General features: G+C 34.4%; 16 protein-coding genes and 1 pseudogene. 16 read left to right on the top strand and 1 reads right to left on the bottom strand.

The window, feature by feature from the left end:
* From RMR19_RS18415 to RMR19_RS18385, 7 genes and pseudogenes are all read left to right on the top strand, one after another.
* Nucleotides 1–269: pseudogene (locus RMR19_RS18415) on the top strand (kinase); the annotation flags it as partial.
* 37 nt (nucleotides 270–306) lie between these two features.
* Nucleotides 307–957 (top strand): D-sedoheptulose-7-phosphate isomerase, encoded by a 651-nt coding sequence (locus RMR19_RS18410; protein WP_310604967.1) that lies wholly within the window; start codon nucleotides 307–309, stop codon nucleotides 955–957.
* Between the two features lie 34 nt (nucleotides 958–991).
* Complete coding sequence (locus RMR19_RS18405; RefSeq protein WP_310604966.1) at nucleotides 992–1,729, top strand: WecB/TagA/CpsF family glycosyltransferase; 738 nt, start codon at nucleotides 992–994, stop codon at nucleotides 1,727–1,729.
* 516 nt (nucleotides 1,730–2,245) lie between these two features.
* Nucleotides 2,246–3,319, top strand: coding sequence for a glycosyltransferase family 4 protein (locus RMR19_RS18400; RefSeq protein ID WP_310604965.1), 1,074 nt, complete (start codon nucleotides 2,246–2,248; stop codon nucleotides 3,317–3,319).
* Complete coding sequence (locus RMR19_RS18395) at nucleotides 3,312–3,845, top strand: acyltransferase (RefSeq protein ID WP_310604964.1); 534 nt, start codon at nucleotides 3,312–3,314, stop codon at nucleotides 3,843–3,845. The genes RMR19_RS18400 and RMR19_RS18395 overlap by 8 nt, the downstream gene beginning before the upstream one ends.
* Before the next feature lie 268 nt (nucleotides 3,846–4,113).
* Nucleotides 4,114–5,340 (top strand): O-antigen ligase family protein, encoded by a 1,227-nt coding sequence (locus tag RMR19_RS18390; RefSeq protein ID WP_310604963.1) that lies wholly within the window; start codon nucleotides 4,114–4,116, stop codon nucleotides 5,338–5,340.
* Nucleotides 5,333–6,457, top strand: a complete 1,125-nt coding sequence (locus RMR19_RS18385; protein WP_310604962.1) for a CDP-glycerol glycerophosphotransferase family protein — start codon at nucleotides 5,333–5,335, stop codon at nucleotides 6,455–6,457. Before RMR19_RS18390 ends, RMR19_RS18385 begins: the two co-directional genes overlap by 8 nt.
* On the opposite strand, the gene RMR19_RS22210 is transcribed toward RMR19_RS18385, so the two are convergent.
* Complete coding sequence (locus RMR19_RS22210; protein WP_442871553.1) at nucleotides 6,360–6,767, bottom strand: IS110 family transposase; 408 nt, start codon at nucleotides 6,765–6,767, stop codon at nucleotides 6,360–6,362. The genes RMR19_RS18385 and RMR19_RS22210 overlap by 98 nt on opposite strands.
* 365 nt (nucleotides 6,768–7,132) lie before the next feature.
* Between RMR19_RS22210 and RMR19_RS18380 the strand changes: the two genes are divergently transcribed.
* From RMR19_RS18380 to RMR19_RS18340, 9 genes are all read left to right on the top strand, one after another.
* On the top strand, nucleotides 7,133–8,668 hold the full coding sequence (locus tag RMR19_RS18380) for a lipopolysaccharide biosynthesis protein (RefSeq protein WP_310604961.1): 1,536 nt from the start codon (nucleotides 7,133–7,135) through the stop codon (nucleotides 8,666–8,668).
* Nucleotides 8,669–8,712: 44 nt separating this feature from the next.
* Nucleotides 8,713–9,843 (top strand): polysaccharide pyruvyl transferase family protein, encoded by a 1,131-nt coding sequence (locus RMR19_RS18375; protein ID WP_310604960.1) that lies wholly within the window; start codon nucleotides 8,713–8,715, stop codon nucleotides 9,841–9,843.
* Complete coding sequence (locus RMR19_RS18370; protein ID WP_310604959.1) at nucleotides 9,840–10,943, top strand: polysaccharide pyruvyl transferase family protein; 1,104 nt, start codon at nucleotides 9,840–9,842, stop codon at nucleotides 10,941–10,943. Before RMR19_RS18375 ends, RMR19_RS18370 begins: the two co-directional genes overlap by 4 nt.
* Before the next feature lie 75 nt (nucleotides 10,944–11,018).
* Complete coding sequence (locus RMR19_RS18365) at nucleotides 11,019–11,756, top strand: IspD/TarI family cytidylyltransferase (RefSeq protein WP_310604958.1); 738 nt, start codon at nucleotides 11,019–11,021, stop codon at nucleotides 11,754–11,756.
* Between the two features lie 12 nt (nucleotides 11,757–11,768).
* Entirely contained in the window at nucleotides 11,769–12,764 is a 996-nt protein-coding gene (locus RMR19_RS18360) for an NAD-dependent epimerase/dehydratase family protein (protein ID WP_310604957.1), read from the top strand.
* A gap of 98 nt (nucleotides 12,765–12,862) precedes the next feature.
* Nucleotides 12,863–14,206 carry an HAD-IIIA family hydrolase gene (locus tag RMR19_RS18355; RefSeq protein ID WP_310604956.1) on the top strand — a complete coding sequence of 448 codons (1,344 nt, stop codon included), beginning with the start codon at nucleotides 12,863–12,865 and terminating at the stop codon, nucleotides 14,204–14,206.
* Nucleotides 14,207–14,541: 335 nt separating this feature from the next.
* A complete protein-coding gene (locus tag RMR19_RS18350; RefSeq protein WP_310604955.1) occupies nucleotides 14,542–16,287 on the top strand; it encodes an IS1634 family transposase in 1,746 nt (581 codons plus the stop codon).
* 13 nt (nucleotides 16,288–16,300) lie between these two features.
* On the top strand, nucleotides 16,301–16,534 hold the full coding sequence (locus RMR19_RS18345; protein WP_310604954.1) for a hypothetical protein: 234 nt from the start codon (nucleotides 16,301–16,303) through the stop codon (nucleotides 16,532–16,534).
* Nucleotides 16,534–17,168, top strand: a 635-nt coding sequence (locus RMR19_RS18340; RefSeq protein ID WP_310604953.1) for a hypothetical protein, incomplete at its 3' end; no start/stop codon positions are given. The genes RMR19_RS18345 and RMR19_RS18340, both read left to right, overlap by 1 nt.

Below are 17,168 nucleotides of genomic sequence, written 5' to 3'. Positions count from 1 at the left end.
CTACCTGGAAATTGAAAAGACAGACAGGTTCTTCTGTAAGTACGAACAATATTGATGGTTTGTACGCGAGAGGAATTGAAGCTGGAGCTCTCGGTGGTAAGCTGCTTGGAGCCGGTGGCGGTGGATTTTTAGTTCTTTATGTACAGCCAGATAAACATGAAGCTGTTAAAAAGGCTATGAGTGATTTCATGTATATTCCATTTAGATTTGAGGACGGCGGCACAAGAGTAATTCATTATAGCCCAGAAAGCTATGAGCTAGTTGAGTAACGTAAATTCTGAGCCTATGAAGTTTGAGGAGAAATATATGTTGGAGAAAAAATTAGAAAATCACATCAACCTGCTGGTTGAAAGACATCCTACTCTCACTACTGTGAAGAAGGATATTATAGAGGCTTATCTCATTTTAAAAGAATGTTATGAAAATGATCATAAGCTTTTGATTGCAGGTAATGGTGGTTCAGCAGCAGACTCTGAGCACATTGCGGGTGAGTTGATGAAGAGGTTTAAGATCCTACGTCCTGTACCCGACACGTTCGCAGATAAGTTGAAAGAGATTGATCCAGTAAGAGGTGAGAAGCTTGGACATAACCTTGAGCGTGGATTGATGGCCATTCCACTGGTTGCCCATGAGGCATTGACCACAGCTTATATTAATGATGTGGATGGGCTTGGTGTGTTTGCACAGCAGCTTTACGGATTTGGTCGTCCTGGAGATGTGTTCTTGGGGATTTCAACATCGGGTAATAGTAAAAACGTCATGAGTGCTACTGTTGTTGCTCGTGCACTTGGATTGAAGGTTATTGGATTGACTGGTGCAAAAGGTGGAGATTTAGCTGAAGTTGCTGATGTTGCCATCAAAGTGCCAGAAACAGAAACATACATAATTCAGGAACTGCATTTGCCAGTATACCATTGCTTGTGCTTGATGCTTGAGGATTATTTCTTTGGAAACTAAGTGAGAATAAAACGTAACAGGAGACAGGAAAAATATGGAAAAATATCCTTTATTAAATACATATGTAAATAATTTGGATATGAATGAGACCGTTTATACCATTGACTCGATGATCAAATCAGGTAAAAAAAGCTATATTATTGCTATCAATGTAGATGTGGTTATGAAAATAGAAAACGATTCATATCTCAAAGAGATTACGGATAATGCAGATATGGTGATAGTTGATGGCAAGCCTTTGATATGGATTTCTAAATGGCATAAGCATCCGGTTAAGGCTAAGATTTCGGGATCTGATTTGGTTCCGCTTCTCTGTAAAAGAGCTGCCACGAGGGGATACACAATTTTTATAATTGGTGGAAAAGATGGTATTGCTGAACAAGCGAAGAGAAATCTTGAAAGGGAACTGCCTGGAATAAAAATTGTTGGAACTTATGCACCACCGTTTAGTTTTGAGAAGGACGAAGCGGAGTTAGATAAGATTAATAGAATGATTTCTGAAGTGCATCCGGATTTACTTATTACGTGTTTGGGATGTCCGAAGCAGGAAAAGTGGATTTACGAAAACTATCAGAAATATGACGCAAAAGTATCTGTATGTGCTGGTGCCACAGTAGATTTCCTTGCAGGAAATGTAAATCGTGCTCCTCAGTGGATGAGTGATCACGGACTTGAATGGTTCTACCGATTTACACAGGAACCGAAGAGAATGTTTAAGAGATACTTTGTGGATGACACTAAAATAATTAAAATGATTTGGAAGTATAGGTGATGATGACAGGTAGATATTTTAAGAGGCATTAAATCATTTGTTTTGGATTATGGGCAAAGTTGATAAGAAGCAGCTTCTTTGATTTTTCCAAAAATTTTTCAATTTAGGGAGCGAAAATTGACCTGCTTGATGTGAAAAATACTTGGATAAGTCTTACTATATATTTGGATAGTTGAGATATTGAAATTGGAATTAATTTTACTATGTCTTTTGATGTATCTATTTTAGTATATGATTATAATATCGTGCATGTAGCAAGAACGTCAGGTAAGAAAACTTTATCAAATAGAAAATATAGTGATTGGAAATTATGTTTTTATTTGCATCAAAAGATTGATTTTACTTGGTATTACAATTGGTGAGATTTACATTATCAGGGGTGCTGTAGAGAAAGGTTATTTGAATCATCAATAATCAATCTACGGGGTAATCTAAAAAAATTGGTAATGTAGAAGAGGAATTTGATTCAAGATACACTGCATTATTAAAATAGTTCATGGACTTTGAGGTATAAGAATGAAGAAAATTAATGTATTGATGTGTTGCTCAGAATTATCTGTCAAAGGCGGAATGGTTTCTGTAGTCAAGAATTATCTTAATTATGAGCATTGGGAATATTATAGGATTATCTATGTTCCTACGCACACTGAAAAAAACAAAGTTATACTTGCTATGTATTTTTTGATTGCATATGTAAAAGTATTGTTTATGGCAATATTTAGTAGTATTAAAATAGCACATTTACATACAGCAGAAAGAGGAAGTTTTTTTAGAAAGGCTATTTTAGTTAGAACTTTAAAAAAATTTGGCGTTAAGACTATAATGCATCATCACGCCGCAGAATTCGAAGAATTTTATTCAAATCTTAGTGACAAAAAAAAGCTATATGTGAATAAAACACTAGAAATGACTGATTTAAATATTGTCCTTAGCCAAAGACTGGTGTCTATGATCAAAGACAAAGCACCAAATGCAAAAGTTGAGGTCTTGTATAATGCAGTTCCAACTTATGCTACTAATCCGTATAATCAACAATCAAAAAATGTATTATTTCTAGGAAGATTGGGAAAAAGAAAAGGAACGTACGATTTATTATCTACCATCAAAATGATTGATTTAAATATTCCAAGTGATATAAAATTTTTCTTGTGTGGAGATGGTGAGATAGAAGAAGTAAAAAAGAAAGTTAAAGACTTGAATCTCGGACATCGAATCGCTTATATCGGATGGATAACTGAAGAAAAAAAGGAAGAATTTCTACATCAAACGTGCATTAATATATTGCCTTCATATAACGAAGGATTACCGATGTCTGTCTTGGAAACTATGGCTTACGGTATTGCTAGTATAACTACAAATATTGCATCTATTCCGGAAGTGGTATTTGACGATGTAAATGGATACCTGGTTCGTCCTGGTGATATTGAAAGCCTTTCAATGAAAATGATGGAAATATTAACAAATCCAAGTAAGAGACTGTCTTTTAGTAAAGAGGCGCATGAGTTAATTACAGGCTCATTTAGTTTGGAAAAGCATATGTTTAATCTTAAAAGTATGTACGATGAATTGGTAGGGGAAGTAAATGATTAATAAGATGAAGAATTTATATAAAAGAATGTATTTATCAAGATTGAAAAAAAGGGGACTGAGGGTAGGCTCTAATTTTCAAATGGAAAAAGGATGTAATATTGACGCAAATTTTCCATGGTTAATTGAAATTGGAAATAATGTTACATTTGCTTCGTGGGTATACCTTACTGCTCATGATGGTGCAGCGCAGAAACATGTTGGATACTCTAAAGTAGGGAAGATTAGTATTGGAAATAATGTATTTATTGGTGCTCGATCTATTATTATGCTAGGGGTGTCAATTGGAGATAATTGTGTCATAGGGGCTAATAGTGTTGTGATTACAGATATTCCATCTGATTCGATTGTTGCGGGATCACCAGCAAAAATAATATCTGATATTAATTCATACAAAAAGAAAATGCAAGAACAGATGAAGGTATCACCCGTATATGAAAAAGAATATACAATATGGGGTGGAATAACAGAGGATAGAAAAAGAGAAATGAATGAGAAACTATCTAATGGAAACGGGTTTATACTATGACCCTGAGTATATGGGTGTTTGTTGCAAAACTAAAACCATAATGTTGCAGACCTAAAATGTAGGTAATTGCAGAATGGTGGAGGCAGCATATTTGCATTTTAAATATGCTGGAAACGCCATTTCACTGGGGTTTAGGGGGAGCCCACAAGGATGCTTTGCAACACCTACATTTTTCCCTTGCAAAAAACATATATGGGAAAATGAAGCAGTCAATTGGATATAACAGATGAAAAAATATTAATGAACAATGAATTGGAGGTAACTGAAAATGAATACAATGTTATTATCTGGTAAGAGGCATTATTTTACTAAAGCTTCAAATTCATTTTTCTTTATAATACTAATAGTTTTGTGTATATTTCAAAACCCTATTGAAGCTACTTTTGACTACTTTTCGTATTTTGATGAGATTTTAGCATTATTTGGATTTTTTTATTTGATTCTTCATCATAAAAAAATCAAAAGGAAAACTCAAAAAGTTTCACTTATGCTTTTCTTTTTTTTGCTTTTAGGATTAATTTCGTCTATCATGAACCCCATTCAGCCTATTTCAATTATCATTTTCGATGCGTTTTTGAATATTAAATTTTTCATTGCAATTATTTATGGAGTATCTTTGACTTCACATTTAAATTCAAGGCCTATAGCTAAGACTCTTGAAATAATTATTGTTTGCCTTGCCATTTTAACAGCATTATCATATGTCACTAATATTTTTTCAGCAGGTGGTTATAGATATGGCATAAAAGTTTTGTGTTTGTTTTTTACACATCCATCTTCTCTGGCTAGTGCATGTGTTACGATGCTGGGCTTTCTTTTTATATTTGAACAACGAAACCAGAAATTAGTTCTTTTTTCAATATTGTTAGTTGGTATGATGACATTAACCATGAGAACAAAAGCTATTGCCGCAGCTGGAGTGTTTTTCTTTTTTTTAATAAGTCAGAAAAAAGGAACCAAGAATAGAATTTCATTGTGGCAAATTATTTTTGCGGTTTTTCTGGTGGTTATCATTGGTTGGGATCAATTTCAATATTATATAGTTCAAAATGATTCTATGGCTCGCTCCGCATTATTGACAACTTCAATTAGGATAGCTAAAGATTGTTTTCCTCTTGGAGCCGGATTTGGTACATTTGGTTCTTACTTTTCTGCGGTAAGTTATAGTCCTTTATATTATAAGTATGGAATAAGTGGCGTGTATGGACTTTCTACCAATTACACTAACTTTATCTCTGATTCATTTTACCAAATGATTCTTGGAACAACAGGGGTATTGGGTTTTACATTTTATGTCAGTATATTATTTAATATTTTGATGATTTTTAAAAAGAAATGTGGTGATTGTAGATACTTTTATGCATTTTTATTTCCATTTATCTATTTAATAATATGTAGTATTGGTGAATCGGCATTTGTTAATAGTCTTGCAATACCAATTGCAATCTGTATGGGATATGCGTATAAATTGCTGGATAGAGGTAATTATGATTAAGAAAATTATGCTGTTTTGTGGGAGATGCTTGTTTGGTCTGTTCTGCTTTTTCCCAATTAAAAATCACATTATATTGTATTCCTATAGTGGGAAAAAAATAGAGGATAGTATCTTACTGCTATACTCAGAATGCCTGAAAAGAAATATATGTGTTTACTTCGTATATACAAAAGGTGCTAATGTAGATAAAAATATTAATACACTAAAACAATATTCATTAAGGTATTTTTATTATGCGGCTTCTGCCAAAATTGTTATTACAAATGTAGGCATACCTCCGATAACGGTTAAAAGAGGAGGACAGACTTTTATTAATACTTGGCATGGAGCAGGTGGGTTAAAGGGATTTGGTAATGATTCAGTAAACTATTCCTTTAATATATTCGATTACTTTGTTTCGGAGTCAAAAAAAGACGAAGAATGGTTTAGCAGGAATGATGCTTGGAATTTTCAAAACACGTATCTTGAAACGGGTATGCCTAGAAATGATATATTATTGAATTCTACTAACGCATATATTAATTCAGTAAAGTTGGAGTATGGGTTATCACAAGATGCATTTCTTCTATTGTATGCTCCGACATGGAGAGATTTTTCTTCCGATTGTTTTATAACAGAATTTGAAAATATTAGAAAAGTTCTGTGCGAAAGATTTGGAAAAGATGTTGTTGTGTTGTATAAGAGACATCATTTGCAACAAGTAGAATCAAAAGAATTACATGGGGTTGTCGATTGCAGTCTGGGTTATGATATACAAAAATTATTGCTTATTTCAGATTTATTAATTACTGATTACTCCTCATGTGCTTGGGATTTTTCACTTATGAAAAAACCAGTTGCTTTATATATACCGGACTATGACTCGTATATATTAAATAGAGGAAATTCTTTCATTGACTATGGTATCTTACCTTATATGAAAGCTAAAAACATTTATGAATTGATAAAACAATTATCTGTTCTTGATATAAGTGAATATAAGAAATGTATTGATGAATTCCATAATTATATGGGAGTGTTTAATAAAGAGGGTAATGCCTTAAATAAAATAATGAATTTATGTGAAAGTATATTAGATGGCAATAATGAGCAAAAAATTCTCTCTGGGTCGGAGTGATGTAGCCATCAATTGCAGCATAAAGTTCTTCTGGTGAAGACTTCAGGCTGTGGTGCATACATGCTTTGACATCATTGAGAGTGAAGTCTGTATTGTTCACAGGAACATTCTTTATGTAGTAGGCATTGCAGACCATAGTAGGAAGTGCTTCCTGTTCAAAAATGTTGTAGAGTGGTTTCCGGTATGAGGCGGTGCTCTCCATTGCGACCATCTGGCAACCATTGGATTTTAGCCACGTGACAATTTTACGTATTTCAGCTGTGGTAGTGGCGAACTCCCGTGATTTGTCCTGCGCCCGATACGCAGACAGACAACGAGAAGCTTCTTATGCACATCAAATCAATACCCGTACAGCGCTCGTAGTATAAGCCGTCATCATCGGTCTGGAAGACCGATTGAGCTTTGGATTTAGTCATATTGTATGCTCCTTGACAGTGATATTACGGCGCGGTTCACGCCATTATTACAATTTAAAGTACGTCCTTGCACTCAAAAGAGCATGGTACAATTGGCGGTGCGAAACGAGAACCAATCCCAGATTAGGAGTCGAGCTCGAGGCCCTAAATTCAAACGAGCTGTTGCCGCAACTCCTATTATATAACAAACTAAACAAACATGCCCTCACCTTTTCGTTTATTGCGGTGCCGTTAAGGCGTGGGGATTAGGAGTCAGGTTATGAAAAATACAACAAATAGAAAAATGGGTATGATTCTACAATTTGTTCAAATATTTGTGTTTATCGTTGTATCAATCATATACACTCCATCTATGCTGGGAATTTTAGGACAGAACACATATGGTATTTACAGCACATGTACATCAACAATAGCATATTTAAGTTTATTAGCACTTGGATTTGGAAGCAGTTATATGCGCAATTATACAAGGGCTACTAAGAAATTAGATGATATTATTGTAGAGGAACTGAATTGGCAATATATGAGCATTTTTCTGTTTTTTGGTTTGATTTCTTTAGTTTTAGGCTTGATAATATCGAGAAATGCTTATTTGATTTTTAATGAAACTGTTTCTAGTAATGATATTGAACTAGCACAGAAGCTCATGTTCATTTTGTCTTTTAACATGGCAATCTCTTTCCCAGCCAGTGTTTTTTCTTCTTATATATCTAGTCAACAGAAATTTGTTTTCTTGAAATCTGTAAATGTAATAAAAACCGTTGTATCGCCATCATTGTCATTCATGCTGTTAATTGCCGGGTATAGCTCAATCGGAATGGTAATAGCTACAACTATAGCAAATTCAGTTGCAGATGCAATTAACATGTGGTTCTGCCTTAAGAAAATAAATATGAGATTTAAAATTTGTGGTTTAAATGGAAGGTTCGTCAAAGAAGTTGCAGCATTTTCTGTATTTATTGGAATTAATCAAATCGTAAATCAATTAAATTTTTCGGCAGATAAAATTATTTTGAGTAAGTTTGTAAACGCAATTGAAGTAGCTATTTATTCTTTGGGATCAACATTAAATACGTATTTTGAGCAAATTGGGTCATCAATTGCTAATTTGTTCGACCCGAAAATTAATAAGATTATTGTAAGTGAGAAGAACAAAGAAGTTAAAGATGCTGAACTTAATGCCATATTTTTAAAGGTGGGTAGAGTTCAGTTTATCATACTAATGTTAATTTTAAGTGGATTTGTTTTCTTTGGAAAGTTTTTTATGGAATGGTGGGCAGGCGAAGAATATTCGATTTCTTATTATATTACCATTTTACTTATGGTACCAATGATTATTCCACTTATTCAAAACACGGCAGTATATATACAACGCGCAAAGTTTAAACATAAGTTTAGAAGTTTACTTTATTTAACTACATCAATGGTTAACGTAGTAATATCCATTTTCTTAGCTAAAAGGTATGGTGCGATTGGTTCAGCTATAGGAACAACTATCACATTATTGCTTAGTAATTCAATTATTAATATTTATTATTATAAAGTAATCGGCTTAGATGTTATTAAATTTTGGCGTGAGATTTTAAAAATGACTAAGGGTCTAATTGTTCCTATATTATTAGGTGCTTTTGTAAATATTTATATACCAATTACAAATCTTAAAGGATTAGTTGAAATTGTCTGCATCTATACATTGGTGTATGTATTGTCCATGTATTTACTTGCTTTTAATATGTATGAAAAAGATTTGGTAAGAAGTATAAAAAATAAAGTTTTGATAAAAACCTGTAAATAAGCATATTTTTCCTTGCAAAAAACATAATAGAATGGAGCATTGGTATGAATAAAGATTTAAAAATAGGAATAATTAGTGTAGATATTAATACTCCAATGTTTAACTACGGAGCAATATTACATACATGGGCATTTGAAAAATATCTTGTAAAAAAAAATTTCACTAATTTTGAAAATATAGATTATCTTCCAGACATCTTAAAATACCAAAATAGATTATTTCCAATCTTTGATCTTTTTACAAATACACATAAGAGACTGTCATTAAGATATTCATTACATTATTTTCAATATATTAAAAAACTCAAAAAAATTAATAATTTTTGTAAAAATAAGATGATTAATTCAAAGAAACAATATAAATATTCCAATATTGGAAGCGCAAATTTAGACTATGATGTTCTTATCGCAGAAGATGATGTAATCTGGGCTCCTGGCTTCCTTTGTCGTAAGGATTTTGTAGATAAAACTTTTTTCTTGGCACATGACAATATGAAAAAATGTAAAAAGTTATCCTATTCCGCTAGCATGGCAGAATGTGATTTCAACATAAAGGATTATCCTAAACTAAGAGAATATCTGTCAGACTTCTATAAGATATCTGTAAGGGAATCGTATGCACGAGATTTTATTGTTAATAAATTGGAATTGCCAGCAACAAAAGTATTGGATGCGGTTTTTTTATTAGAGGCTGAAGAATATGATTCTATCATTTCCAACAGATTCACTAATTTTGAAAACTATGTTTTGCTTTATCTTCCCGCAGATGATAATACTGAGCTTAGAAATGCAGCATTAAATTTTGCAAAAGAAAAAAATTCAAGGATTATAGAGGTTACAAATCAAATTTGCTCATCGAAAAATATATTTGGCGATTGTGGCTTAGAAGACTTTCTATCTTCAATAAAATATGCAACTGCTATATTTACTAACTCTTTTCATGCTATATGTTTTGCGGTTTTATTTGAAAAGGATTTTTATGCTTTTTCAAGAAAATCTGGAGGTAAGGTTAAGGATATTTGTGAGTCATTTGGGATTTTAAACAGATATTATCCTAAAAAGTATATACGAACAGACGATGAAATAGATTACACTAAGGTAAGTTCTAGGGTAAAAGAACTAAGTGAAGAATCAAGAAAATGGTTAATGGATGCATTGGAGGAGGTATGTAAATGAAAAAAGCGTTAGTTACTTCTCTAGGAGCAAGATCCACATTAGAAAACTATGGGGCGGTTCTTCAAATATTGGCATTTTGCTCCACCTTAAAAACGACTTATTCAATCGACTGCGATGTTTTAGATTATATAGGAATCAATTGTGAAGGATACAAAGATCCAATAATTATTGCGCAGAATGTATTTGATAATTCTATAAAGGGGAAGGTAAAAAAAATTTTATTGGGTTCCCCAATTAGAAAACGATACATTAGAAACTTGTATTTCATGAAGCAGGAAATTAATTTGACACAATTGTATGATTACAAGTCAATTAGCGACCAACATTTTAAGTATGATTATTACATAGCTGAAAGTGATGTTATATGGGACCCCACTTTTAGAAGAAAAGGATTTGATAATATTTTTTTTTTGAATTGCCCGGCGTTTGAAAATGGACAAAAAATAGTATATTCAGCTGGATTAGGAGATTCAAATTTTACACATAGTAATAAGCAAGAATTTTTAGATAAGATTCAGAATCTCAAACACTGGTCTGTAAGAGAAAACTATTCTAAATGTTATCTTGAATCATTTATAAATGACGAAGTGGAAGCAACACTAGATCCTACATTATTAATAAACGATAATTTTTACCGTAACTATATAGGTAAACAACGTCTGGTGAAAAAAGATTATATATTGGTATATACTCCAGGTTTTAAAAATGAGAAGATGCTTGAAGATGCATATAACTGTGCAAAGTTAAAAAATTGCAAAGTACTTATTATTTCAAGATGTGCAACCCTGAAAAATATAGCGGATATTAAGGTTAATGTGGATGTTCCTGAATTTTTAACATACTTGTTTTACTGCAAACACTTTTTCTGCGACTCATTTCATGGAGTTTGTTTATCTGTTGTTTTGAAAAAAGATTTCTACGTGTATGAAAGAGAAGATGGGAAAAAAATATCAGATTTATGTAATAGACTTGGAATTGACAGTAGAATCGTGAAAGACAAATTAGACAAACAACCAATCAATTATGATAAAGTGTACGAAAAATTGAATTATGAAAAGATGCGTTCGCTATCGTTTCTTGACAAGTGTTTTACCAAATAGACGGACTATTCGTCTGTGTTTGCAATAATACACTAATAGCAAATATCATAGACTTTATGGAGGGGATAATTAGACATGGGAATGAATAATATTAATATAGGTGTCATTTTTGCTGGGGGTGTAGGCAGTAGAATGCATAGTAAAGAAAAACCCAAACAATTTTTGGAAATATGTAATAAGCCAATTATTGTTCATACGATTGAACATTTTCAACTCAATGAAATGATAGATGCAATTGTTGTTGTTTGCGTAGCGGAATGGATAGAATATTTTAATGAACTTGTATATAAATATAGATTGGATAAAGTAAAGAAAGTAGTACATGGTGGAGAAACAGGGCAGTTATCTATCTATAATGGTTTAGTGGTGGCAAAGGAAGTTGCTGTTGGACAAGATGCAATTGTATTAATACATGATGGAGTACGTCCACTGATTACATCAAAATTATTAACAGAGAATATTTCAGATGTCATAAAATACGGTACATCAATTACAAGTGGTATAGTTAAAGAGACTATTGTAGAAATTTATGACAGTGGAGATGTTAAATTAGTACCAGATAGAGCTCTTTCCAGAGTGGCAAAGGCCCCTCAATGCTTTTGGCTTAATGACATACTGAGTGCACATAATAAAGCTCTTGATAATAATAAAACAGATTTTATCGATTCATGTTCCATGATGCAAGCTTATGGTTATAAACTACACATGACAGATGGTCCGTATGAAAATATAAAAATAACAACACCAGACGATTTTTATACAATGAGGGCCATTTTGCAGGCTAAGGAAGATACACAGATTTATGGTATATAAGGGAGGCATTGTATGTATCTTAGTAGACTTAAGGAAAAGACAGTTCTAGTTACAGGCGCAACAGGATTAATTGGAAAAAACTTGATTAGAACTTTATTAGAAGCAAATTCAGGTGCTGCTGATAAGATCCGTGTGATAGCTAGTGTAAGAAATCTCGAAAGGGCACAGGAAATTTTTACGAACTATCTCTGTGATGAGTTAGAATTTCTTGTGGGTGATATTTGTAATATATCTCCACAAAATTTAAAGGTCGATTATATTGTGCATGGTGCAAGTCAGACGTCTAGTAAAGCTTTTGTGAATGAGCCAGTAGAAACTATTATGACAGCATTAAATGGCACAAAAAATTTATTAGAATTTGCAAGATTAAATACCGTCAAGGGTTTTGTTTATTTATCAAGTATGGAGGTTTATGGTTCTCCTACTACAGATGAAAAGATTAATGAACATAATTCGACAGATATTAATACGATGTCAGTAAGATCCTGTTATCCGGAAAGTAAAAGAATGTGTGAAACTTTATGTTCATCTTATGAATATGAATATGGAGTTCCTATAAAAGTTCTACGTCTAACACAAACATTTGGGCCGGGAGTCCATTATAATGATGGAAGAGTATTTGCTGAATTTGCAAGATGCGCAATTGAGGGACGAGATATAGTGCTAAATACTAAGGGAGAGACTAAGAGAAACTATTTATACACTGACGATGCTGTAGCCGCAATTTTGACTGTTTTATTAGATGGGAAACGTGGTGAAGCTTATAATGCTGCAAATGAAGATACTTATTGTTCTATTTATGAAATGGCTTGCCTTGTTGCAGAAAAATGTTCTGATAATTATATTAGGGTGATAGTTGATGAGAAGGATGACACATCTAGATATGGATACGCTCCAACATTACAAATGAACCTGGATACTGCTAAATTACGAAACTTGGGTTGGAAACAATCAGTAGGTCTGATAGATATGTATAAAAGAATGATAAGGGATATGACGAAAATCTAAGGATATATATCTGAATTCTTCACAAAAGTTGCACTAACCATACATCTAAAATGAGAAAGCTATTTGTGATGCTTTGAGGGTGCGAAATGGAGATTAATATGAAAACAATAATCATGGCAGGAGGCAAAGGAACACGAATTCAGTCCATCGCCTCGGACATACCAAAACCAATGATACCAATTGATGGTGTTCCGGTTCTGGAAAGGGTAATTTTCTCTTTAAAGTCCCAGGGTTTTACGGACATCATCATTACCGTTTCACACTGCGGCTCCGTCATTATGAATTATTTTGGGTATGGAGAAAAGTACGGAGTAACAATCGAATATTTCAACGAAGAAGTGCAGCTGGGAAATGCGGGAGCTCTGTTTAAGCTCCGCTCTAAACTAGGTGAAGAACCATTCCTACTGCTAAACGCTGACGCTATTTTCGATGTGGATTTTAATACAATGGTTGTGTTTCACAAAAGCAAAAATGCCCTAGTTACATTATTCACTCATCCAAACTCTCATCCCTATGATTCCGGTTTGCTGATTGCAGAGAAGGATTTGTCCGTAAGGGCGTGGCTTACCAAAGAGGATGAGCGTCCGGTTTATTATAAAAACCGAGTAAATGCTGGTCTGCATGTAATTGATCCTGCGGTGTTGGATCTTACCAATATAGATCCTGAGAAAATAGGAACGGTGGATGAAATCACAGGTAAAGTAATAAAAGTAGATTTGGATCGTCAGCTTCTTAAGCCACTGGCCGGAACCGGTACGATGTTCTGCTACGATTCTTCGGAATATGTGAGGGACATGGGAACACCGGAGCGATTTCACAGTGTTGAATCTGACTTCAAGACCGGAAGAGTTTCTTCTAAGAACCTTAAAAACAAACAGAAAGCTGTGTTTCTTGACAGAGATGGCACGATTAACAAGTATGTGGGATTTCTGAAAAACAAAGAAGAATTGGAGCTGATTGATGGAGTAGCTGGTGCGATTAAGAAAATAAACAGAAGCGGATATCTCTGTATTGTAGTTACAAACCAGTCGGTAATTTCCAGAGGTGAAGTGACATATGGAGAACTGGAAGAAATCAACAATAAAATGGAAACGCTGCTTGGACTTCAAGGCGCATACATCGATGGGCTTTATTATTGTCCACACCACCCTCATAAGGGTTATGATGGAGAAGTAGTCGAATTAAAGATTGACTGTGGCTGCCGCAAGCCAAAACCTGGTATGTTGGTGAAAGCAGCGGAAGATTTTAATATTGATATGGGTGGTAGTTTTATGGTAGGCGATAGCGAGAACGATGTCAAAACCGGAGTATCGGCTGGATGTAAGAGTGTGTTAATAGGCAAAGGGACGGAAGAGAACTTCGGTCAGATGGACACAGTGGCATCCGTTGCTGAGTTCGTTGAGAAGTATTTGTCAACTTCCAATAAAAATGTGACTAAATAATTAAAATAGTGAAAAAAGCCTATATTTCTGTGGTTTTTCTTGCAAAAATATAGGCTTTATGTTATTGCTTTAACAGAACAATAAAATTTTTATCACAGGAGGGGAAAGGCGGAAAGCCCCATATTTAGAAAATTCTAATGAATGTTACCGTTATAAATCCTTACTTTCCAAAGGATTTCCGACTAAAGCAAAGTGGAACTAAAAATCCGAATGAACCAAAGTGAAAAATACCAGTAAAATAGCGCATTTGAACCGATTTCTATTGCATACGACACGCTCCTGTGGTAAAATATACTTAGTGGGAATTCCGACTAAATAAAAAGGAGGTAATGTTTATGTATCTTGATGCTTTGGTAAAGGTTCCAGAAGCGCATGGTAAAATTACATTTCGCAAGAAGGGACAGACGACATATATTGAATTTGAAAGCAATCGTATATATGTTCCGGAGAAGAAATACACGACCGTCAGCAGGAAGACAATTGGAAAACTGATTGATTCTGATGAACAGATGATGCAACCAAATGAGAACTTCATGAAGTTCTTCCCTGAATCAGAACTGCCGGAGGAAAGAGACAGAACATCCAGAAGCTGTGGGCTTCGGATTGGAACATGGGTCGTGATCAGGAAGATTGTGAATGATTACAAACTTCAGGAGATTTTGGGAAAGTATCTTCCAGCGAAAGACGTTGGGTTGCTGTTGGACCTCGCCACATATTCAATTATAGAAGAAGATAACCGTGCACAGCATTACCCTTCCTACGCCTATAGTCATCCTTTGTTTTCAGATGGCATGAGAATCTATAGCGATTCCAAGATAGGTGAATTTCTTCGTTCTATGGATGAAGAAGTCAGTGTTTCGTTCCAAAATGATTGGAATGAAGAACGCAATCATAGGGACAGGATATATATTTCTTATGATTCCACATCTAAAATATGTGAAGCAGGAGATCTTCGAATTGTCGAAATTGGTCATTCAAAAGAAAATGTAGAGACAAATATCTTTCATTATGCGATTGCATATGACACCAAGAACAGGGAGCCATTGTTTTATGAACTCTATCCAGGAAGCATAAATGATATATCCCAGCTTCAGTGCATGATTGATAAAACCAAAGGGTTCGGCTATAAAAAAATTGGGTTTATTCTTGACAGGGGATATTTTAGCAAGGAAAACATTTATTATCTGAAAGATAATGGGTACAGTTTTATTATGATGCTGAAAGGAAAAGCCGACTTGGTACAAAAATGGGTCCTTGAGAACAAGGGAACATTTGAGACAAACAGAGTCTGTAATATTCCGGCGTATGATGTTTATGGAAAGACGATAGAAAAGAAGCTTTTTGGAACAGATCAGAAACCCAGATATATACATCTTTACCACAGCAGTTCATTGGAAGCTCATGAAAGGAAAGATGTTGAAAAGAAAATCAATCAGCTGACCGCTTTTTTGACCCACCATATCAATCAGTTCAAAGAGTTTGGAAAAGGTATGGAAACTTATTTTGAGCTGCATTATGATGAACATGCAAAACGGAAGGAAAATAAGAAAAACAAGGAAGATAACGGACAACATAACACCAGGAAGTTTGTGTTTTTTGAAGAGAAAATGTCTGTTATCGAACTGGAACTGAATTTGTGCGGGTATTTTGTGATTGTGACTGCTGAAAAAATGACGGCAAAGGAAGCACTGGAAATATATAAAGGACGAGATGCATCTGAAAAGTTATTCCTGTCAGATAAAACTTTTTTAGGAAATCATTGCCTTAGAATTGATTCGGATGAATCAGCGACATCTAAGATTTTTATTGAATTTGTTGCACTGATCATCCGAAACCGTATGTATAATTATCTGAAAGATGCAATGAAAGAGATGGCGAAAAAGCCGAATTATATGACGGTTCCAGCGGCTATCAGGGAACTTGATAAGATTGAGATGGCTCGCCAGTTGGATGGGGTTTACCGTCTTGACCATGCAGTTACAGCAACACAGAAGACAATACTTAGGGCTTTCGGAATTACGGATGCAAATATAAAATACAGAGCTCAGGAAATAAGCAGGCTGCTTGAAACAGGTATCTGATGGAGGGTGAAAAATGGCAAGAGTGACGTCTATGGATGCATTGGAAAATAAAATAATAAAAGCACAGGAACAGGTAAGTAAGACGAAGAAACACTATGATACTGCAGTCAAAAATCTAAGTGATTTATTAGATAAGCGAGATGCACTGCGCAGAGAAGAACTTGTGAAAGCTATTATGAATAGTGGTAGGAGTTATGAAGAAGTACTTGCATTTTTAGATGCCAGTTCTTCGGAGGAAACTGAGTAATGGATAATGGTATGAAAAATATAGTAGAGCAGCTGAAAGCATTGATCAATAAAAATGGACCAGCATATCTGTCGGAAGAACCATATCTAACGTATAAGGAATTGACAAGCTTGGAGTGGGTAGATGCCAAAACAGCAGGTGCAATCATGCTGACTCTCGTAAGAGGTATAGAAAGCGACATCAAGAATTATGATAATTCAGAGGAAGCGTCTAAGCTGCTTCAGAAAGAATGTTGCTTCAATAAACGGATGGCTGGTAGAATTGCGGAGATATTTCTCGCACTTTATTCCAAAGAAAATGATGATGAGTGGAAAGCGAAGGATCTGGAAGGATGGACACAGTTCAAGAAAACAAAAGTTGGCTGTACGTGGGAAGGCTTTTCAGTATGGCAAACAAGTGGTGGGAGTATTGATTGTCACTATATGGCACAAATAACTCTCAAACCAGCCAGGAGTATTAAGGCAGATAAAGATCTGGCAAGGAGGTTGAGTGGTAATCCATTTACGACACTGGAAATAATCACCGAGTACTATGAAAATAAACTCGGTAAATATCTTGACGGTGAATTTGAAGAATACTGCACCTGTGATGACTATTATCAGCCGGTTGTAGAGGACTTTGAGATAGATTACTA

The organism is Anaerosporobacter sp. (assembly GCF_031551385.1).
In the GTDB taxonomy this organism is placed as follows: domain Bacteria; phylum Bacillota; class Clostridia; order Lachnospirales; family Lachnospiraceae; genus Anaerosporobacter.
Note: the sequence above shows the minus strand (reverse complement) of the source record. Positions and strands in the feature narration are given on the sequence as shown.